The sequence below is a fragment of the Aquimarina sp. AWH4_224 genome (assembly GCF_056160245.1).
This window is the reverse complement of the sequence record NZ_JBSWWU010000005.1, coordinates 26,162-48,917: the sequence shown is the minus strand read 5'-3', so window position 1 is coordinate 48,917 and position 22,756 is coordinate 26,162. Positions and strand designations below refer to the sequence as shown.

General features: G+C 37.4%; 15 protein-coding genes. 10 read left to right on the top strand and 5 right to left on the bottom strand.

Translation table 11 applies throughout. From position 1 onward, the window contains the following. Nucleotides 1-12: 12 nt before the first annotated feature. Nucleotides 13-444 (bottom strand): hypothetical protein, encoded by a 432-nt coding sequence (locus tag ACXAGJ_RS11250; protein WP_474839872.1) that lies wholly within the window; start codon nucleotides 442-444, stop codon nucleotides 13-15. 293 nt (nucleotides 445-737) lie between these two features. Between ACXAGJ_RS11250 and ACXAGJ_RS11245 the strand changes: the two genes are divergently transcribed. After that, complete coding sequence (locus ACXAGJ_RS11245; protein ID WP_474839870.1) at nucleotides 738-1,196, top strand: COG2426 family protein; 459 nt, start codon at nucleotides 738-740, stop codon at nucleotides 1,194-1,196. A 3-nt stretch (nucleotides 1,197-1,199) separates the two neighbouring features. Here ACXAGJ_RS11245 and ACXAGJ_RS11240 read toward each other — a convergent pair whose 3' ends face one another. Then, nucleotides 1,200-2,108 carry a helix-turn-helix domain-containing protein gene (locus ACXAGJ_RS11240; RefSeq protein ID WP_474839868.1) on the bottom strand — a complete coding sequence of 303 codons (909 nt, stop codon included), beginning with the start codon at nucleotides 2,106-2,108 and terminating at the stop codon, nucleotides 1,200-1,202. A gap of 115 nt (nucleotides 2,109-2,223) precedes the next feature. After that, nucleotides 2,224-3,057 carry an oxidoreductase gene (locus tag ACXAGJ_RS11235; RefSeq protein ID WP_474839866.1) on the bottom strand — a complete coding sequence of 278 codons (834 nt, stop codon included), beginning with the start codon at nucleotides 3,055-3,057 and terminating at the stop codon, nucleotides 2,224-2,226. A gap of 260 nt (nucleotides 3,058-3,317) precedes the next feature. On the opposite strand from ACXAGJ_RS11235, the gene ACXAGJ_RS11230 reads away from it, so the two are divergent. The 4 genes from ACXAGJ_RS11230 (at nucleotide 3,318) to ACXAGJ_RS11215 (ending at nucleotide 7,467) form a co-directional block, all read left to right on the top strand. Further along, nucleotides 3,318-3,944 carry a hypothetical protein gene (locus tag ACXAGJ_RS11230; protein ID WP_474839864.1) on the top strand — a complete coding sequence of 209 codons (627 nt, stop codon included), beginning with the start codon at nucleotides 3,318-3,320 and terminating at the stop codon, nucleotides 3,942-3,944. Nucleotides 3,945-4,159: 215 nt separating this feature from the next. Next, nucleotides 4,160-4,774, top strand: a complete 615-nt coding sequence (locus ACXAGJ_RS11225) for a hypothetical protein (RefSeq protein ID WP_474839862.1) — start codon at nucleotides 4,160-4,162, stop codon at nucleotides 4,772-4,774. A 48-nt stretch (nucleotides 4,775-4,822) separates the two neighbouring features. Continuing rightward, on the top strand, nucleotides 4,823-5,311 hold the full coding sequence (locus tag ACXAGJ_RS11220) for a (2Fe-2S)-binding protein (protein ID WP_474839860.1): 489 nt from the start codon (nucleotides 4,823-4,825) through the stop codon (nucleotides 5,309-5,311). Nucleotides 5,312-5,316: 5 nt separating this feature from the next. Further along, nucleotides 5,317-7,467, top strand: coding sequence for a xanthine dehydrogenase family protein molybdopterin-binding subunit (locus ACXAGJ_RS11215; protein WP_474839858.1), 2,151 nt, complete (start codon nucleotides 5,317-5,319; stop codon nucleotides 7,465-7,467). 47 nt (nucleotides 7,468-7,514) lie between these two features. On the opposite strand, the gene ACXAGJ_RS11210 is transcribed toward ACXAGJ_RS11215, so the two are convergent. After that, a complete protein-coding gene (locus tag ACXAGJ_RS11210) occupies nucleotides 7,515-8,357 on the bottom strand; it encodes a helix-turn-helix domain-containing protein (RefSeq protein ID WP_474839856.1) in 843 nt (280 codons plus the stop codon). Between the two features lie 145 nt (nucleotides 8,358-8,502). Further along, nucleotides 8,503-8,904, bottom strand: a complete 402-nt coding sequence (locus tag ACXAGJ_RS11205; RefSeq protein WP_474839854.1) for a hypothetical protein — start codon at nucleotides 8,902-8,904, stop codon at nucleotides 8,503-8,505. Between the two features lie 410 nt (nucleotides 8,905-9,314). Between ACXAGJ_RS11205 and ACXAGJ_RS11200 the strand changes: the two genes are divergently transcribed. The 5 genes from ACXAGJ_RS11200 to ACXAGJ_RS11180 are packed head-to-tail and all read left to right on the top strand — an operon-like array spanning nucleotide 9,315 to nucleotide 22,715. Then, nucleotides 9,315-14,378: a hypothetical protein gene (locus ACXAGJ_RS11200; RefSeq protein WP_474839852.1), complete on the top strand. Its 5,064-nt coding sequence runs from the start codon at nucleotides 9,315-9,317 to the stop codon at nucleotides 14,376-14,378. A 10-nt stretch (nucleotides 14,379-14,388) separates the two neighbouring features. Next, entirely contained in the window at nucleotides 14,389-16,455 is a 2,067-nt protein-coding gene (locus ACXAGJ_RS11195) for a fibronectin type III domain-containing protein (RefSeq protein ID WP_474839850.1), read from the top strand. 14 nt (nucleotides 16,456-16,469) lie between these two features. Continuing rightward, nucleotides 16,470-19,961, top strand: a complete 3,492-nt coding sequence (locus ACXAGJ_RS11190; protein WP_474839848.1) for a T9SS type A sorting domain-containing protein — start codon at nucleotides 16,470-16,472, stop codon at nucleotides 19,959-19,961. A gap of 4 nt (nucleotides 19,962-19,965) precedes the next feature. Further along, nucleotides 19,966-21,309: a PKD domain-containing protein gene (locus ACXAGJ_RS11185; RefSeq protein WP_474839846.1), complete on the top strand. Its 1,344-nt coding sequence runs from the start codon at nucleotides 19,966-19,968 to the stop codon at nucleotides 21,307-21,309. Nucleotides 21,310-21,311: 2 nt separating this feature from the next. Beyond that, on the top strand, nucleotides 21,312-22,715 hold the full coding sequence (locus tag ACXAGJ_RS11180; protein WP_474839844.1) for a hypothetical protein: 1,404 nt from the start codon (nucleotides 21,312-21,314) through the stop codon (nucleotides 22,713-22,715). Nucleotides 22,716-22,756 lie beyond the last annotated feature (41 nt).

Below are 22,756 nucleotides of genomic sequence, written 5' to 3'. Positions count from 1 at the left end.
GAGTATAAAAGACTATGCAACAGCTTCTTTTGATTTGGTAAGACTCTTGGCCCAGGCAATTGCTTCACCAAGATCTTTAAAATTTTTGAGTTTATTTCGCATAAAGAGCTTTTCGAGCATGGTATTTAATATTCCCTTTTGGTTATAGCTTACAATAGCATATCCTTTAAGCATATATTGAAATTTGTAGAAGTTTAGCCAATCACTGGGTACTACTGAGTATGGATTAATTCTATTGGTGATATATACCAAATCCTTTCCGTTTTGATCATACAAATTGGTAAGTTCTTCAACTACAATTTTACCATGATTCTCCCAAGTATACACAACATCTTTATGGACTTCTCCTACAACAAAAGTTTCAAATAGAAAGTAATCTCCAAATGGAAAATTAATTTCCTGAATGGCATTATGATAAAAAGGAGTGTCTTTTATACTTTTCATACTACAAAAGTGAACAATTAATAATTCATTAAGCTATAGAATCGCCTGAAATTAAGTTCAAAATCGATTAATAGAATTAATGATCGACTAATGGTGGGGGATTTGTCTGAAAAGAAGATTTGAAATATAAATATACAGATATTATTCTTAATATTTGATAAGGAAAGAAGTAGAATCTCGACATATGTAGTGAAGAATATGATCTACAAAGAACAATTTAACCTTTTTTATGATTAAAAAAGTTTATCAAATGCCGAATAGCATTATCTTTATAGCCCCTAAAAAAGTAAGCTGTGATTAAGGAATTTATTATCGCCATGTTATGGAGTATATCTCCATTTGGAGAGGCCAAGGTTGGAATACCTTATGGCCTTATCAATGGTTTAAACATATACTGGGTATTTGTTCTATGTTTCTTAGCCAATGTTTTGGTATTTCCTATCATGATCTTTTTTCTGGAGAAAATAAACAGCTACTTATTACGCTGGAATTTTTACAAAAAAGCAGCCATTTTTGTCGCCAGAAGAGCAAAAACAGGCTCTGGGGATAAAATAGAAAAATACGGTTTTTGGGGATTGTTATTTTTTGTAATGCTACCGATCCCTGGCACAGGAGTATATGCAGGAAGTATCGCTACTTATTTGTTTAAAATTAAAAAACGTAAGGCGTTTGTAGCGAATAGTGTAGGGATATTCTTGTCTTCAGTTATTGTATGGTCTACTACCTTATTGACTATGCAAGGAGTATCATAACTCTTAATTTAGTAATCTATATTTTGCTGGACTTGTACCGGTATATTTCTTAAAGAGTTTGCTGAAATGTTGAGGGTATTCAAAACCTAAGGTATAGGCAATTTCACTTACCGATGTACTTGTAGCTAATAATTCGTTTTTTGCTTTGTTGATGACAAAAGAAAGAATATGATCCTTTGCATTTCTTCCGGTTTCTTTTTTCAAAAGATCACTCAGATAATTGGGAGACATATGAAGTTGCTCTCCACAATACTTTACTGAAGGGATTCCCAATTCAGAGGGCTTGTCTGAAGAAAAATAGTGTTTCAGGAAATGCTCAAATTCTGAAACTCGGTCTTGACTTAAGTTTGTTCTTACATAAAATTGTCGGTCATAGTATCGAGTAGAATAATTCAATAAAAGTTCAATATTAGAAATAATTAATTTTTGACTGTGCTTATCGATGTTCTGTTGATATTCTTTTTCGATTTTCAGAATAAGATCCAAAACAGTTTGTTTTTCGTCATCAGAAAGATGCAAGGCTTCATGCAGTTCATAGTCAAAAAAAGTAAACGTATCAATGGACTTTCCTAACTCGGATTTCCGGATGAGGTCTGGATGAAACAAAAGCATCCATCCTTTGGAGTCCGAAGATATTTCTTTATGTTCTGGTATGATTACCTGGTTAGGTTTGGTAAAAATCATCATACCGTCAGTAAAATCATAAGAGTTTCTTCCATAACCCATAGAACCTTCGATACCATCTTTTAAAGCAATCATGTATAGCCCAGTGACAAACTTTTGATCTATGTATTCGTAGAACTTAGTGAGATCTTTGGCCCAAATAATAGACACCATAGGGTGTTTAGGAGGTGCAATTCCAAGCATTTGATGCACGGTTACTATACTATCTATGGTAATAAGTTCTGACATGGTATTGTACTAGTTGTATTATAAATTTAGAAAATTATCACTAACTCAAAAATCTGCTATCTCTAGGGGGGTGAGATAGCAGATATCACTATTCATCTACGAACAAAAGGAATAGCTATGCTTTTTTTGCCATATTGTTTACCATACGAAGTACGGTTTTGTCAAACAACCGATCACTAAACCACTGTCTGAAAAACAAAGTTTGCGAGGCCAGTTTACCTGCCGCGTATCTTGTTTTTGGTCGTTTTGCGTGTACAGCTTTTGATACTACTTTGGCAATAACAGATGGAGGGGAACTGTTTTCTGGTTTGTAGGTGTCTTGAGTTGCCAGTGTTATAGCGTTCGCCAAAGAGGCGTAGGGTCCATTTTGTGATCGAGAAAAATTATCATTAAGAACATCTCCAAATTCTGTTCTGATCGCACCAGGTTCTACGATCACTACGTTGATGCCAAATTGTTGAAGTTCTAAACGCAAACAATCGCTCCATCCTTCTAATGCATGTTTGGTAGCATGATACCAGGCTCCCAAAGGACTATAGATTTTACCACCTATTGATGAAACATTGATAATGGTTCCGCTTTTTTGAGTCCTCATGTTAGGTAGAACGGCTTTGGTCATTTCTGCAAGTCCAAAAATGTTCACTTCGAACTGTCTTTTCGCATCTTCGTAAGAAGTATCTTCTACGGCACCCCATATAGCAAATCCTGCGTTGTTGACTAATACGTCGATTCGCTGCTGTTCGTCAAGAACTTGTTGTACCACTTCGGTTACTTGTTGGTGATTGGTGATATCCATTTCAAGAGCATGACCTCCTGCTTCCTTCAAATCTTGCATTTTGTCTAGGCGTCGAGCTACACCATAAACGATATGTCCTTCTTGAATCAATTGAAGTGCAATCGATTTTCCTATACCAGAAGAAGCTCCGGTTACTAAGATTACTTTTTTCATATATTTAATTTTTTATCCTTATTGCTTTTGATAGGACAAAGGTATTTTGGATAAAGTGTAAAAAAGTATACTTTTTACAGGATGACGTATACATTTTACTGATTTGGGGCTAAAACATTGATTTTTAGTACTTAGTAGTGTTTTTTGTGGGGTGTTTTAAGTTGGTATGGTTTTTGGAAAACTATGAAAGGAGTATCAAAATGTTAATAAATGAAGATACAACACTTTGAAAACCGATCGTGAAATTATAACTTTGAATTATGAATAGTTACCCCCTTCTACAAATGACAACAAAAATTAAAAAATTAGTATTTATTTTAGCTGCGTTCTGTTTCTTTTCGCAGGCCCATGCTCAAAATGAACATATCGCATTAGAACGTATTAATGCTGAAGAGTTTCGTGTGCGAAGCACTAATGGTATTCCTTTTACCGTAGTTTTGGAAAACAGCAATAATAATGGTCAATATCAGTTGGCTAGTAACACCGAACTAACGTTTAAGTTTGATGATGTTACCAGGCAAAGTATGATCAAAATTGTTTTTGATCGTGCGGCATATCAGACTATGGAGGATAAAATCATTCTTCAGTATAGATCCGATGTGGAGTGGATTAAGTCGCAATTAGATATTACAGATGATCAATCAAAATTATTCCCTACACGTCCTATTTTTGACGATAAGTCTCTAGAAACGTTAAAATCAAAAGTATTTCAGTATACCACCACGTCTACCAAGGAGAATGCATTTAATAAATGGATAGAAAGAGTCAATTATTCCTATGGAGCGGTATTGTTCCTTAGAGAGTTATATGCAGCTTCTAATGGAGAAAATAATCCACAAAGTCGTAACTTCGAATCCATTAATGTGTACGAAGCGCTACGCATGTAGAAAAGAATAATAAAGATTAACAGATCTTATTTGTAAGAGTAATCATGATCCGTTGATTACTCTTTTTTTTTATCCTTTTTTCTAAAAGGCTTATTATTTCTTTTACGAATAGATATACCCTTCTTCTTTTATTCATTCGGGTTTGACGTTTTTAGACAACCAAGGTTTACAATTTAGTAGTATCTTTAAAGGACAATTCACACAATCCTCTGAATATGAATAGAAAAGTCCTTTATTCTTTGACTTTTGTTTTTTTGGTTGCAGGTATTCTTTTTGCTTCACACTTCGATGCAAATCCTGCTTCGTATGTTCTTATTAAACCTGAAGAGCCGATTTCCAATACAAACAAAGAAAATTTTGATAAAATGATGTCAGTTTTAATGCACCAGAGGTGCGTAAATTGTCATCCCAATGATAATATTCCTAAACAAGGTGATGATCGACATCCGCATTATTTTGGAATGTCTCGAGGAGCATCGAATCATGGATATGAGGCTACCAAATGTGCTACCTGCCATCAAGATGAAAACAACAATTACTCGGGAGTCCCTGGTGCCCCTGAATGGAGTTTAGCTCCAGAAAAAATGAAATGGGAAGGACTCACCAGCGTTGAGATAGCAGAATCAATGCTCGACCCAGAAAGAAACGGTGGAAGAAATCACGAAGAAGTAATGCATCATCTTACGGAACATGAATTGGTGTTGTGGGCCTGGGATCCAGGTGTTGATGCCAATGGTGTACCTAGAGAAAAACCTCCAGTGGCATTGGATGAATATATAAAAGTCGTCAAAGAGTGGTTTGAAGATGGAGCGGTCATTCCTTCAGAATAATCCAAAACACTTTCAATGTATCCCTTTTAACTTAAAAAACATTACCTAATGATTATATCTTTCACTGTTAATAATCAACCCCAAAAAGTAGAAATTGAGGATCCTAACACCCCTTTATTATGGGTAGTTAGAGATATTTTGGATTTAAAAGGCACTAAGTTTGGTTGCGGAAAAGCAGCTTGCGGTGCATGTACGTTGCTGGTAGATGGACAGGCCATTAGGTCTTGTTCTTATGCTGTAAAGTTTGCAGAAGGAAAGCAAGTGACCACAATTGAAGGATTAGGAACTCCAGAAAATCCTCATCCAGTACAGCAAGCATGGATAGAAGAAGTTGTACCTCAATGCGGATATTGTCAACCTGGTTTTATGATGGCTACTGCTGCTCTGTTAAACGAAACCCCTAAACCCACAGATGAGGATATAGATCAAAACATCATTAATATATGCCGTTGTGGTACGTATTATCGAATGCGTAAAGCCATTCATCGGGCAGCCGAACTAACAGGAGATACTAACGACTCAACACCTAAACTATAATTATCATGGCAAAAAAGATATCACGTCGTAAGTTTATAGTAAGAGGAGGTTTGGGTACTGTTGGTGTGTTGGCAATTGGAACCTATGTGTTTAGAAATCCGTTACGAAGAGCAATGTTAGGGATGGCAGAATCATTAGTCCCTCCGTATTCAGGAACGGGTACAGAACCTAACTTATGGTTCGAGATTACCAAAGAAAATAGGGTAAGAGTACATTCTCCAAAGGTAGAAATGGGGCAGGGTACCTTTACAAGTATTGCACAAATGGTTGCGGATGAATTTGAAGTACGTATGGATCAAGTTGAAGTAGTAGGAGCAGCTACAGAAACAGGAATTATCGACGGGATGAGTACTGGTGGAAGTTTATCTGTTGCTCAACTTTGGCAACCTTTGCGGGAAATGGCTGCAACAATGAGAGAGATGCTAAAAATTGAAGCTGCCAAAAAATTGAATGCCGACTTGTCAAACCTTACGATGAAAGAAGGGGTAATCAGTGGTAATGGTCAATCACTCAACCTATCAGAAGTCGTAAAAGCTGTGTCCAAATGGGAAGTACCAGATACTCCGGATTTAAAACCACTTAAAGACTATAAGTATATTGGGAAACCGATTTCACGGGTAGACCTCGATGCAAAAGTATACGGAGACCCAATTTTTGGAATGGATGCCACTATGCCGGATATGTTACATGCTGTAATAGTGAGGCCAGAACATGTTGGTGCTGTTTTTAAAAGTGCTAACATCGGAGATACCGAAAAAAAGCCTGGTGTGGTAAAAGTGGTGCAAAAAGACAATTGGATTGGTATTGTTGCCAATTCGTATCCTGAGGCCTTGGCCGCCAAGTTTGAATTAAAGGTAGATTGGGACATACCAAAAAAGTGGACAGAAGAAGAAATAAGAGAGATCATAACTGTGGGTAATGGTAATGAAATGATGGTGCAAAAAGAAGGGAGCGCATTGTCCGATGACGATAATGAGGTAGTTGTTCTTGAGTTTAAAAGCCCCATAGGAGCACATGCGCAAATAGAACCAAACGGAGCAGTGGCATATGTTGCAGATGGAAAAGCTACCGTAATTCTATCCACACAGGTAGTAGGGGTTACTCAAAAACAGGTTGCAGAAGCCTTAGGTTTTGAGTTAGAGAATGTCAATATAATCCCGACCTATTTGGGTGGTGGATTTGGACGTAGATTAAATACCAGTCATGCTGTAGAAGCAGCACTTTTATCACAAGAAGTAGGTAAACCTGTCAAGTACTTTTTTACCCGTAAAGAAGAATTTCAGCATGATATGTTTAGACCTCCTACACATCATATCATGAAAGGGAAACTTGGAGGAAATGGATTGCTAGAAGGAGTAGAGCATCATTTTGCCAGTGGTAATGTGGCCATTGGATCGGTGATTATGCCAGATATGATTCATGGGGTACTCAATGCAGATATAGGTGCTATACGAGGAGGAAGTATTCAGTATCGTAAGGTGCCTAATTTTAGAGCTGTACAATGGCATAACCCTTTACCATTTGCGACCAGTTGGTGGCGAAGTCTTGGTTTGTTGGCAAATACCTTTGCTATCGAAAGTTTTATAGATGAGATGGCCATTAAAGCAAAAAAGAACCCTGTTCAATTTAGATTAGATCAGATAGAAGATGATGAAGCAGGTCAACGATTAAAAGCTGTAATTAAAAAAGCAGCAGATATGTCTTCTTATGCAGATCAGGTAACAAATGGTCGTGCCATGGGGTTTGCAGCGTCTACAGATGCTGGGGCGCCTTGTGCGCATGTGGCAGAAGTGAGTATTGAAAATAATGAAATCAAAATTCACAAAGTGACTTGTGTATTAGACTGCGGAATCCCAGTAAACCCAGATCAGGTCAAGGCCCAGTGCGAAGGATCTATTATTATGGGAATAAGTGCATCCTTACATGAAAAAATGACACTGAAAGACGGACAACTATATCCTACGATTTATGGGCCCTATAATATGGCGCTTATGAAACATACTCCTAGAGAAATTGAAGTACATTTAATACAAGGGGCAGATGTTCCGTTACCAGTAGGAGAACCACCGTTGGGGCCTATAGGAGCTGCAATTGCAAACGCTGTAAAAAGACTTACAAACAAACGATTAACAGAACTGCCATTACGACTTAGCTGAATGTTTTATGAATGGAGAGTAGTAACTCAATCTATTTCAAAGTATATTTAGGACTCTTGAAAGCAGTTCTTATAGAATACTGAAGGTGGTATATCAAATTTTTTCTTAAACGTCCTGCTGAAATGAGATAAGTCTTCAAAACCACATTGAAGAAATACTTCTGAAGGCTTTACATGATCATGCTCCATCAGATATTTTGCATGCTCCAGGCGTTTGTTTAGGATCCATTTATGAGGAGTTTCATTAAAAATCACTTTGAAATCTCGGTTAAAAGTCGATAAGCTTCTTCCAGATTGTTCTGCCAGAACCTTTAAGGGTAGATTATAGAGGTAATTGTTAAGAATAAGTTCTTCTAGGTTTGCTTTCTCATTTTGGGAAAACTCTTTAAAAATAATACCAATATCCTTATTAGCAAGGATAAGCGCTTGTAACGCCTTTTGAGTTTGCTGTTCTACATAAGAAGTGTTTAAATTTTCACCATTATCAATATGCTGGATTAAAGAATCCATTATTTCCTGCAATTGATCAGTGTTGGGAACCTCTAGAAAACATAGGTTAGAATTAGAAATATGCTTGGGGAACTCGATATGATCAATGACTTTTTTGATAAAATCATTGGTAAGAACAAAACCATAGGTTTTTGCAAATTGCTCTTCAGTACTCCATGTTTTCCGTAATTCAACAGTGTGATGTTTTCGGATTAACCCAAAGTTATTTTTAGGGATAAGAAACTCATCGTTACCTATTTTCAGATGAAGTGTTCCCAGTTGTGTAAAAAACAATATGGTACTTGGTAGATATCTACTCATTACATCCCCAACACGATCTTCGCAAGACGCAGCTATTTGTAGTTCATTACAGTAAATAAATTTGATATAATGATTTCCCATAGCTTAAAACTATGACTTTTTTGTAATAAATACTTGTCTAAAAATGTCATTTTATATTGTAGCAAGATGGAGTAACATAGATAAGAGTGCGATCATTCATATTAGCATTGCTCTAAAAATCATCCATTGTTATGATCAATACTGCTTATTTTGAAGAACGCTTTTTTAGTAAGGTAAGAAGTGAAAAAAGTAAGAGTAAGAACGCGATTCCAAATCCAAGTAAACCGATATTAATACCTAAAAGTGTTTTTTCACTTCCGTCTAAGTATTTCATTGATCCGCCATAAGTGTCTTTGATGAAGAATGCAATTAGAAATCCTCCGGTAATAAGCATACTTAAAATGATAGGAAGTAAGACTTCATTCTTCTTCCATACCAACCATAAGCACAAAATCCCAATCCCTGAATTAGTAAGTAGTTGCCAAACTTCATGAATTCTGACATGTGGAGTCCAATCCGGATTAAAAACATGGGTGTCGTTTATTTCAAGATAGGGGACAGCAAAAGCATATAAGATAACACTAAAGGTAATGGCGAGTTTTTGCATGAGCTTCGTTTTGTTTAAGATAACTAAAAATTTAATTATCAGTGTTTTCAGTATTTCCGGAGGTATACTATTGACATACTTTTTACTGTATTCTTAAGATCGGTTTTTAACTTATTAGTATGATATCGATAGAAAAAATCACAAAAAATAATGGCGATTTTATCTTATTGAAAATTTCTAAAATGTAGAAAAACCAATAAATGAAACTATGTGCTTTAATTAAGTTCTAAAACACTATGTATTTAATATTGATGTAACTGTAAAATCAACTTATGATAACAAAGAAAATACTCCCTTAGCGGCTAAATGTTTTACTTTCACATCCAGTAACTAGATCACTAATCAACAACCAAAATACCCAATACGTGCTTACTCTAAAAAGTAAACCCTTGCTTTTTTTGCTGTTTTGTATGTCATTTTTTGTAGCAAAAAGTCATACCAAACTCAATCACACAGATTCCTTATTAGTAAAAAGTAATCGGCAAAAAGAACACCAAAAAGATAACGGTTTTAATAGTTATTTAGATCAAACCTCCAAAGAACTTCTTGAAAATTCTAATACCGAAAGCGCAAAGGTAGAAGCCAGATCAGTATTTGAAAAAATTGAAGATTCTGAAAATTGGATTTCTACATTTTCAGGAGCTAATGAAGAAATTCTTCTTCCTGCTGGAATCAAAGAAGTAGTGGACGAAGTAGAGTATCAAATTGCATTTGCCGAGGCACAATTTGGTGTACAAACTTTTTTTAAGGTGTTTGTAAAAGTTGTTCTTCCACAAACCGATGTAAACGGATTGCCGATCGAATTATTTTTCGGAGCAGATAATGTGCAGTTATCCAAACAAGGTGGTCTTATTGGTAATGGAGGAACTGCAGGGAATGCTAATTTGGTGTTGTTAGGAAATACACAAATTCCTTTTCATTCTTCAAATTGGTTATTATCCATAAATGGGACTACAAATTATAGCAATGCTCCCACTCAAAACACTTCGTATGTATCTATTGATTGTAATGGAGTTACAGGGATGAGTATTGATGGAGAAATCTCTATCTCCAGAAGCTTATTGGTTCCTATACAATCCAACGGAGAACCTACACAGAATAGTACTGATCGTGTCACCGGGACATTTACTACAACCGCTGCTTCCTGGAATGATTTGATGGTAGATGTGCAATTATCTCCGTTTGCACTCACCAATCAGGAAAACAAGTTTACGTTTACCAGCAGCCAGGCGATATTTGATTTTAGTGATAGTAGAAATCCAGATACTATTGTATTCCCTCAACAGTATCATGAGCAGGGGGTTTTATTACCAAACGAGAATACCTGGAGAGGAATTTATATTTCATCGGTTCAAATAGGCTTACCCAAGGTATTTAAAACCAAAGAAAGCATAGCCGCAGATGATCGAGTATATATTGAAGGTGCAGACTTGATTATAGATCAAAATGGTCTTTCGGGAAGGGTGTATAAAGAAGATGTGATTTCGATACAAGATGGGGTCACTTCGGCACCCATAGGTTGGCCTATGTCTGTATCATCCATCAGTCTGGAGTTACTCAATAATAGCATCCTTGAATCAAAATTCTCTGGAGGTATGCGCCTTCCTATTTTTGAGGATATAAAAAATGGTACGGATGGGGTGGTCACTTCTTCGTATAACGATACTAACGGCATTTTACCCGATGATACAGATACGTCTCTTTTGGAGTTCGAAGGAGTAATTTCAGATGAGGAATATAGCACCAAAGTCACAACACTCAATGAGATCGATGTGCCCATGTTTCTGGCTTCCATAAAGCTACGAGCAGGTTCGTATATAAAAATGCCTGTAGAGAATGACAACTTTAGACCAGAGACCAATCTTAATGGAATAATGACGACGATCATTTCGTCAAAAAAACAACGAGAAGCCGCAGAGAACGCTACACAATCCTATACTACTGATCAAGGGATTACTGAAGACGAAACTGATATGGTACGTTTCAAAGGCCTCACTTTTGAAGGTTTAAAAATGAAGACCGAAGGGGCTACTTTGGATATTGATTATTTGGGCTACACCGAGGGCTTATCTATGGGTAATGGTAGTAATACCAAAGAAAGACATGCGACTGCAAAAGATAGTACAGGTAGAGATGAACAAACAGGGCGATTGTCTCCAAAAGAAAAATCCAGGATTAATGTTTCTCTGGATGCCATTACCTACAAAAAATATCCAGAGAAAAATGAAAAAGCTTTGGGGTTTGATGTAAGCATGGATTTTACCGGGGGGGATGAAAAGAAGTTTATAAGAGGGAGTACCAGTATTGATCTGGTTGCTGAGGATGAAGTAGTAGATGGGGTTTCTAGTATGAAGTACAAGGATACCCGTTGGGCAAAAATTGCAGTAAAAGGACGCTGGACCTTTATCAAACTCAAAGCATTTGTCAAAAGAACTTATGGAGATTCTATCTATGGAAATGCCTATGCAGGTGATGGAGAAGTCAAAATTGATTTTACAGATTCCCAAAGAAAGAAATCAGAACAAAATTATGAGGAGGATAACAGTAATACGAACCTCAGAATAAAGTCGAAGGTATTATTTGCAGAAGATGCATCGTTCTGGTATGTCGATTTCTCTGCAGAGTTCCCACAAAAATTGTTTAGCAAGTCTACAGCTACACTTCCTACTGGAGCTTTTAAAATCAATGGATTTGGTGGGGGAGTATATAATAATATGAGACGTAGAATGGACCCCAGTAATGCCAGTGCAAAGGTGTCGCCTTCAGGTTTTTCTTATGAACCCGCTATGGGACACTTCGGGATCAAATTTATTGTATTCTGGCATCATGGAGGTGATAATTTGATGCGATGTGGAGCAGGAGCAGAGCTGAATATCAATAAAAATGGTGGGATCAATAGTTTGTCATTTATTGGACAAGCTCGAGGATTCAATAAGCTTGACAATCCACAAATGTTTATGAAAAATAAGTTGTCCAAACAATTGCAAGCCTATGAAGTGGCCAGGGATAAAAAAGGGAAGCCTATAGAAATGGAGTATGCCAATGGAGATAAGGGAAAGTTATACAAATTGGATAAAGATGGTAACAAAATAATGGGTCCAGCCAAAGATGGTAATGGGAGAGATGAAAGAGGAACATACGATCATGCTACCAACAATGAAATAAGAGATACACGATCGCTCTCAGAAAAAGTTTCAGAAGAGGAAGCAGGTATCGATGTTACCGAAATACAATCTATGCCAGATGTAGATGGAGTAGATGCTTATTTATTTGGGCAATTGGATTTCGAAAACAAGGCGTTTTATACGTATATGGATGTCTATACCGATATTGGAGATGGTTTGATAATAGGTAAAGGAAGAGCCAAAAAAGCTGTAGAAGGGATTATACAGATCAATCAGGAAAGATGGTATGCCCATTTTGGAAACCCCTTGAATAGAATGGGGCTTTCTTCGGGATTTGGGGATTTCAGAATAGATTATTCGGGCTATGTTATGATTGGGCAAAACTTACCCAAAGCCATCCCTCCTCCGTATCGGGTATTAAATATTTTGGGAGATAAACTTCGGGTGTTAGAGGATCAGCAGAGTCGATATACAGATCAGCTAGCCGCAGGAACCGGTGCAGCATTTGGTTTGGCATATGAGTTCGATACGGGTAATATGGTTTTTGGTCCGCTTTACGCTCGATTTACCGCTGGACTTGGGATTGATGTTTTGATGAAAAAATATCACAACCAAATGAGCTGTAATGGAATATCACCTATTGGTAATGATGGGTTTTATGCCACAGGGCAAGCGTATGCTTTTATGCAAGGAGAACTAGGAATAGGTGTTGAGATATTTGGAGATTATAGAAGATTCCCGATTATAGAAGGTGGTGGTGCTTTTTTAGGGAGATTTGGTGGTCCTAATCCAACGTGGTTTCAGGCTAGATTTGCAGCCAATTATAGTGTTTTAGGAGGCTTGATTAAAGGTAGAATCAATGAAGACATTACTGTAGGAACTGTTTGCGACCCCGTTCCGGATAATGCGTTAGGGGTAGAGTTGATCTCAAGTGTGTCACCCGCAGAGAACGAATCGGGCGTAGATGTATTTACCTCTCCGCAACTAGCATTAGCTATGGAGGCCAATACACCAATAGAAATTCTGGATGTTAATGAGCAAACCAAAACTTATAAAATAAAAGTCAAAACGTTTACATTAAAAGATGCTAACGATACCAATATCCCCGGGCGATTAGAATGGAATACAGCGAATACCCGTATTACCTTCGAATCCTTTGATATTTTACCCCCAAATCAGGAATTAACAGCTCAGGTAGAGGTTACATTACAGGAAAAAATAGATGGGGTTTTCAGAACCTACAAAGTTAATGGTGAAGAATACTTGGAAACGAGAACGGTGAAATTTACCACAGGCGATGCGCCTACCTATATTCCGTTAACAAACGTGCAATACTCTTATCCAGTGGTGAATCAAAAACTGTTTTATAGAAATGAGCATCCCACCGGATATGTAAAGCTTAAAAAGGGACAAGACTACTTATTCGAAAACTCCCAGTGGAGCACCAAAGTAAAATACATTGAGGTGACCACCAATGTCACAGAGGAAACTTCAATTCAATATAACAGTACAAGCAATGAGTTGTCGTACGCTATTCCTAGAGTAGAAAAAGAAACAGCCTATACCATCAAAATGGTAAGTACTTCAATAGGAGGGTCAACCAACAGATCAGAGGCTTCTAATGATATCGCCAGCAACGAGGATACGGATGGGAGTACTTATGCCATTAGAAATAATCAAGCGGAAAATGTAGTGAGAACGAATGCTGAAATCGATAGATTAACGTACAATTTTACTTCTAGCCACTACAATACTTTCAGAAATAAAATGCAAGCTATAAAAACCGATAAAAATTTTATTGGGAAGGTGTATATAGATGCCATTTATCTGGCATCAACCATCGAACAACATGACGAAGGTTTTGATTTAGTAGAACTCGAAGGAAGTCAATACTCGGAAGGCAAACCTCTGGTTGTTGCCAATTCGACCTTGGAGGATGACTACTTTAAGCAAGATATTGCACCTGTATTGTACAACAATTATCCTATTGCAGGAAAATACAACTTCACTCGGGATACTCAAATTCTGGGCATAGCACCTTCAAAGTCAATTTCGGTAAGAGCAAATTATGTAGCCAGCATTAATAACAATACTGATACAGAGTGGCGTTCCAAAAACTTTCCATACAAGTACATGTTACCAAGAACGTATAGAGATGATTTTGAAGATATCATGGTTCGGATAAGTGATGATTATCATAACGGAATCTTGAGTGATACCGATAGTGCACTTCAATTCCTTGACAACCGATTTAGTTTTATGAGAGAAGGGAAGTACCGAACACGCTTTAACTATATCCTACCAGGAGGAATTAGAAAGTCTTATGCAGTATATGATTTTGTGTATTAATTGATTTTGAATGAAAAAAACTATCCTATATATCATCTTCGCTTGTTTTTTAGGAATTCCTGAAGTCATACATGCTCAAGAAGAAGAGCGTACACCTCAAATAAAAGTACTAGCGCTTAACAAAAAGACAAAGGTACATCTACGATGGGCTCCTAGCACTCCAGCAAGCTGGTTGAAACTGAACAAGCAAGGTTATTTGATCGAACGTGTTACCGTAAAAAAAGACGGAAAATTAATGCCTCCCTCTTTTGGTAAAACAATTCTGGATACCGTTAAGCCAAAACCATTGGAAGCATGGAGAACTATTGCCAACAAGAATGATTATGCGGCAATGGCAGCACAATTGCTTTATGGTAAAAGAAGTAGTAAGCCTATTGCCAATCCGATAGCCGCTATGTTTACCGTAAAGAAAGATCTAGACAATAGGTTTTCTTTTGTGTTACTGGCTTCTGATATGAATTTTGAAGCGGCTAACCTGGCAGGTTTAGGGTATACAGATACCAATACAGAACCTAATACCGTATATCTATATCGAATTAAAAGTGCAGATCCCAAACTTAAGGTAGAAACAGGGTTGAAATTGGTAGATACAGAAAAGGAAGAAACACTACCACCTCCAATTGATCTTTTTACTTCGTCAGAAGATCATAAAATTACACTCTCTTGGGATAAGGATATATATAAATCTATATACACCGCCTATGATATCGAAAAATCTGAAGATAGGTTGAACTTTGCAAAGGTAAATGAAGGGTTGCCTTTTATCAATTTTAGTCAGGAGGGTCAGGAAAATTCACAAATGTTTTTTACCGATAGCGTAGCCGAAAATTACAAATCGTATTACTATCGGGTGAGTGGTATTTCAGCCTTTGGTGAAAAAAGTCCTCCATCAAAAGTTATTGTGGCAAGAGGTGTTGAAAAACTAACGGCCGTCCCGAAGATCATTTCAAATACCATAGAAACCTCCGGAGACGTAATTTTGAATTGGACATTTGATAAGCAAGCCGAAAAGCAAATCAAGAGCTTCTCTATTGATTGGGCTCCAAAAGCAGAAGGTCCCTATACAACAATAAAAAAGGATATTCAAAAATATGAACGATCAGGTACAGTTCAAAAAGTAGAAGCTTCGAATTATTACAAAATAAATGCAATCGGGATAAGTCATCAAAAAACCGCTTCACTGATGCATTTTGTGCAAACGGTGGATTCTATTCCTCCGGCAGCACCGGTGGGTCTAAAAGGTACTATAGATTCTTTGGGAATAGTACAACTATCCTGGCAGGCCAATACCGAAAATGATATTAGAGGGTATATCGTTCGAAAGGCAAATCTTAAAGAAGAACAAACAATTCCCGTTTCAACAGAGTTAATTACTTCGACCACTTTTATCGATACTACCCAAGTAACATCTTTAAACCCTAGTGTTTTTTACCAGGTGGTTGCTTTAGATAATCGATATAATATATCCGATTTTTCCGAAAAGTTAGAAGTGAAGAAACCGGATGTTATTCCTCCTGTTCCACCAATTTTTGAGGACTACAAGGTAACAAAACAAGGTACCTCTTTGCATTGGATCAATAGTAGTAGTTACGATGTAGTTTCTCATCGTTTGTATCGAAAAGAACTAGCTACAAATCAAAGCGATTGGCAATTGATTTTTGAAACTGATACGATTTCTCGCTATATCGATAATACTATAGAAGCAGGAAGGCAGTACCGATATGCCATTTTTGCTGTGGATCAGAACGAGTTAAAATCAGAACCCTCTACACCGCTCACTATAACTGCTAACCTGATAGGTGGTGATTCAATGATTAAAGGGTTTAATGCAACCGCAGATCGAGAAGAAAAGAATATCATCCTATCCTGGAGAAAAATGCCAGATCAAGTAGCCGAGATATTGGTATATCGCTCCAAGAATGAAGATCCTCCTATGTTGTGGAGACAGATCCCTGCTCATGTAAATGAGTTGGTGGATACCAGAATAAATCCGGACAATACCTATACCTACACCTTAAAAACAGTATTGAATCGCGGCATGTTACCTCAATCCAAATCCATAGAAGTTACCTATTAGCAAATCGTATCGTTATGAAAAAAATCATTTTCTTACTAGTATGTATCACATCGGCAAATTCTATGCTATGGGGTCAAGAAGGAATCACCCTTACTCAAGGTAATAAGGCGTTCTATAGGCTTACTGTTTCTGGAGATCGATCCTATTCTGATGGGCCATGGTTTTTTGGAACCACTATTTGTGACAGAGGGATGCAAGAGATCCGTTTTCTAGATAAAAATAATGGTAGGATTACAACGGTAGATACTGGAGGAAAAACGGGAAGATTTCGATACGACACTGGAAATCATGAATTCACAAAGGATCAGTTTCCGATAAAAGTTCATATCGATAATAAGTTCGAGGATAGACTGTTGTGTAAAGGATTTGCTATTTATGATTTTCCGCAAAGCTGGTATACCGATGTGTTTAGAGATAGGGGAATGAATGTGATCAAAGTAGATTACAATGGGGCTTGTTATTCTAGGGGATATAGTGGGTTTTGGGAACCTGATGATCGTTATTATGGCGATATATTTTATTATCATGCTGCCTATGTGTATATGCGAGATTTGGAGGTAAGATCAGATCCTATTGTAGAGGTCAATGTACCAAGTGGACCTTTGTACCTGGCTAGCGAAGAGCATCTTACTATAGGAATCCCCGATAATTTAATAAATGGTTACAGCTATAATTGGAAATTTAAAATAGGTAGTGATCGTAACTACAGATACATTTCTAATCGGTATGTAACTGTTCAAAATGGGCAAAAAGTATTGCGTATCAAAGGAGAAGATTTTTTACCTCAATCTGCTTATGGTAAGAGAATTCGATTAGAGTTGGATACAGGTTGTAGAAGTTCTAACCCTATATCTTTTACCTATTATCCATCGGCTCCTAGAGTAACGAATATCGCAAAAGTTGACCCTGTCTGTTTTGAAGGCGATGGATCGGTTACAATCTCCTTTGGTAGAAACTTGAATAGTGCACTACAAGAAAAATTGACGATTAATTTAAAGGACGATTTGGGAGTAAGATATACCAGTGGTATCCTTTCTACTTTTGATAGCGAGAGTGATGGTAGCTTTAGTTATACATTTGATGCGGTAAAAGCGGGTCAATATCAAATAGAGTTTGCCGGAGGGAATTTGACGATCAATGGAGTTCGGTTGAGTACCATTGTAAGAGATCCCGTGGATCCGGTAATTTTGGTAGATCCATCACAAATTGTTTTTGACGTAACCATCAAAAATTCCAGTTGTAATGATGGTGATACAGACGTTTTTAATAACAATGATGGGGTGATCACAATCTCTGCTCAAGGTGGAAGGCCAGGTACTTTTGAATATGCCATAAAACCTGTTAGCGAAATAGCACCTATAGAATGGAAGAATTTTGAAGCTACCGATCAACATATCGAAGAAAATCTGCGACCTAATAATTATGAGATACAGGTAAGGAAGAAGATCGGTTCTACATACTGTACAGGGTACTTTATCAATGATTTATCCATAACCAAGAGAATAGAGTCTATCGTTCAGCCTGATATGACACTCAATGTAGCTCAGGTTTTTGAAAAAGAACCTACCGCCAATGGTTTTACCGATGGAAAAATTAGATACATAATAACTGGAGGTACGCCTTTGGATGATGGCTCATACAATTATGAGTTCCAGAACTCTGAAGGAACCATACTCAATACAGTGCACACCGAAGTTTTAGATAACGACGAGGGGTATGTAATCACATTACATTCGATAGGTGCAGGTATCTATACGTTGCGAGTAACCGACAAAAACTATGATGAAGCTACCTACAAGACAGGGTGTTTTGAAGAGAATATCAGTTATAATCTACAAGAACCAGACCCTATAAAAGTGGTTTTCGAAGTTACAAATACAGTCTCCTGTAATATTAATAATGCTCATGACGATGGGCGGGATTTTGAAGCTCCATTTGATCTGGCAGATCAATTCCAGGATGGGCAAATTGTAGCTCATGTAACTGGTGGAGTGATTTATGAATCTAATGCACAAACAGTACCGTTTGATAATGTGCCTAGTAATGAAGAAAGGAAGCCACTTCCATACTATTACAATTGGAAAAAGAAGATCAATAATGTTTGGACAGATATCAATGTGAATGATAGTATTATCAAACACCAAAGTGTGGGGGATTATGCGTTGAATATCGTAGATAAAAATGGAATTGTATTAGGAAATTATACCTCCTTTATCAATAGCAATGGCGAAATAGAGTACACATTATCCAATACAATAGATAGTACATTTTACTTAGTGCAACCCGAGGTGTTATCAATCTCGTTCGAGAAAACCGACATCAGTTGTTTTAGTGGATCTGATGCTACCGCAACAGCAACTGTAAGAGGAGGAATTCCTCCATACGAATATTTTTGGAGTAATGGGGCTACAACCGCAATAGCAACCAATCTTAGAGCGGGCAAGCATTTGATCTATGTTACGGATAGTAAAGGGTGTGTTATCGAAGGTAGTGTTACCATCGAGCAACCCAATGGTTTAGAAATTAATCCAATAGCCGAGGTAGCACCAACTTGTTATCAAGGTAATGATGGATTTATAGAAGTTACCGTACAAGGAGGCCAACCCCCGTATACTTACTTGTGGAATACAGGATCTGCTAACACAAATATTAGTGGATTAACTGAAGGAACATATCTTCTGGAAGTTATGGATCAAATGGGGTGTAAAGCCTTTTATGAAACAACACTTAATGATCCTCCTTTGGTGCAGGTTGATTTACCCGAAAGGAATGCACTATGTCAGGGACAGACTCTGGTGTTGGATGTACTTATCGAAGATCCGGGGGCTATCTATAATTGGTCTGGAGATAATGGTTTTACAAGTACAGACAGTTCGGTACTGATTGATCGGGCAGGAGTATATACTGCAACAGTGACTAATGGAGTGGGATGTACCAATGAAGATACTGTAGAAGTCGTATTTTTTGACGAAGCCATCGATGCACACTATCTGATTGCTACGCAAGCCTATGTAGGGCAAGAGGTGACACTCATTAATATCAGTTCTCCTATTGGCGAAAAAGTAGAGTGGAGTGTCCCTGAGAATGTGGCTGTTATTAATGAGACAAAAGAAGAGCTGACCTTACTCTTTGATGAAGAAGGGGTTTATGACATTAATTTACGTTCGCATGTAGCGGATTGTTATATGGATTTCAATAAAACAATTATCGTACAACCTGCGATTAACACCTATAAACCTTCAGATACAGATAGTTTTGTCAAAGAGTTTATTTTGTTTCCAAACCCAAGTACAGGATCCTTCAAAACAAAAATAGCACTCAAAAAAGCCTCAGATATTTCAGTAAAAATTATCCACCTCACCTCAGGAGCTGTTTTGGATGAAAAGGAGGGGAAAGAGAATATAGAATTCTTGTTTGATAATACTATTACACTTTCCTCAGGGATGTATTTGGTGATCCTGGAAACTCCACAAGGGACAGCAAGAAGAAAACTAGTTATAGAGTAGGTATATGAAGAAAATTGCATACATACCACTAGCGTTGCTATTTTGGTCTTGCCTTAAAGAAGAGGCCATACCAGTGGTTGTCGACTTCGAATACGAGGTCATCGATAATGATTTTTCGATTCCGGTGAGTATTGTGTTTTTCAACAGAACAGAAGGAGCAGATCAATACGAATGGCGCTTTGAAGGAGCAAATCTTAACCGATCTGTAGATAGAAATCCAGGAATAATCAAATTTAATACTCAGGGAACACATGCCATAACGCTTACCGCTACCAATATTGATGGTTCTGAGGATTCAAAAACTTTAGAAATTAAAATCGATGATCCGGTAGTTATTGATTTCAAAGCCACTAATCTGGTCAGTACTTTTCCTCCTGCGACCTATAAGATTGAAAACCTATCCACTGGGGCGAGCACTTACAAATGGATATTTGAAGGAGGAGTACCTGCTACTTCTAACGATGAAAATCCTGGAGAAATTGTTTTTGACGAACCGGGAGAACATCAAATTCATTTAGAAATAAGTAACGGAAGAGAAACCTATACCATGAGTACCACGGTTGAGGTAGCTCCACGCTTAACTTCAGACTTTGATTTTGAAATCAATTTTGATGATGATGATTTTCAAATCCCGGCCAAGGTTACATTTACCAACAAATCCATCAGTGCTACAGAATACACCTGGACGCTACAAGGTGCTAATATTATTTCTTCAAACGAAAAAGATATAGAAGTCATTTTTAATAGACTGGGAGAGCAAGAAATTACATTAACCACAGGTAATGGGAAGGACGTCAAAACAAGCACACAAAGCATCACTTTCTTTAGAAATACCAACCTTAGAGAATTTAAAGATGTTAAACTGGGGATCAATACCGCTCATCAAAATAATAGTACGGGTAGTTTTTTTAGTACCGCTACCAGAGAGGTGTACACACAAGAACAACTTAGTACTGAGGTAGAAGCAAATATCGACCTTGTCTTTTATGGATTGAATAGCACTTTTGTACGCAATCAATTTATAAGCCCGGATCAGCTATCCAATACCCCGTTTAATGCGTTTCAAAACCCAAAGAGCACCGTCTTTATCAATACGCAAGAGTTATGTGCCTGCCCTATAGCAGTAACCGCACAGCAGTTTGATGATATGGTAGATGATACCTTATTGAGGACCCTTTCGATTGATGCTGATGATGATTTGTTTTTTGATAATAAAGTACTACCTAGAATTGTACTTTTTAAGACTGAGGAAGGTAAAAAAGGAACCATAAAAATTAAAAATTTTGTTGAAGCAGGGGATGACTCCTATATCGTAGTTGATATCAAAGTACAGAAAGAAAAAAGATAATCATGAAAGAAAAAATTACACCGCATTTGATCGTATTTTTATTTTCTATATCATTCGTACAGGCACAGATACTACCTGTGCAATCTACCGTACAGTTAATCCCTCCTTATAGTTTGAGATTATCAGATTACAGCACTTCAGCTTTGGACAGGATATTTTTGAATGTATTACTTATTGATGTGGTAGAGCCAACGATTCAGGTTCGGTTAAAGATGCATATTGAAAACAGTGCTGGGCTAGTTATCCAGAATAAGGATCTGGTTGCCGGAGCTAACCCAATAACTCTGGAGGGAGGTATCCCTACAAGATTGGGAAATACGGATCTACGACCTTATTTTGAGTTAAATAATTTGATAGGAATTACTCCGCAACAATATAATGCTTCATTGCCAGAAGGGCTCTACCGTTTTTGTTTTGAAGTGTTTGATATCACATCGGGTAGAAAGTTATCCAGAAAAGATTGTACCACGGTATTTTTAGTGCTTAATGATCCACCATTATTAAACCTACCTTCAAGAGGAGAACAAATTGTGTCTAGGAACCCACAAAACCTATTTTTTACATGGACTCCAAGGCATCTTAATGCGACCAATGTAGAGTACCAATTTGAGCTTAAAGAATTATGGGATCGCAATACAGATCCACAAACCGATTTCTTAAAAAGTCCTCCATTATTCGAAACGACTACAAGAGCTACGGCATTATTATACGGTCCTGGCGAAACACAATTACTCCCCAATAAGAAGTATGGTTGGCGTGTAAGGGCTGTAGTGAACGATGGGATTAGTGAGGCTTCAATATTTAAAAATGATGGATATAGCGAAATCTATTATTTTACGTATACCGATACCTGCGATGAGCCGAAATATATATTAGCAGAGTCCCAGGGGGTCACCAAAGAAAATATTACCTGGCAAATTGCTGGTCATGAGCAGTATCAATTACAGTATCGAAAAAAGGGATCACCAAACGATTGGTTTAAAGGAAATACAAGAAACGGTGCTATTACCATTTATGACCTGGAACCGGGCACAACTTATGAGTATAGGGTAGGAGGGCAATGTATTGTAGATGGCCCCTTTGTATTTTCGGCGGTCTCAGAATTTACAACCACTATTGCCGCCTTGGAGAACACAGTTTCGAATTACAATTGTGGAATACAACCAGATATCGATATTACTAACCAGGAGCTATTATCCTCCCTAGATGTGAATAAAAGCTTTACAGCTGGAGACTTTGATGTAACGCTACAAGAAGTTAGTGGAGGTAACGGCATTTTTAGTGGTAAAGGATATATCACCGTACCGTACATGAGAGATGCAAAGATTAAGGTAGACTTTAGTAATGTAAAAATAAATACCGAGTATCAACTGATTGAAGGTGTTGTAAATACAACGATCCAGTAATCACTATCAAGAAGATCATGTTACCCCATTATTGTTCTTAT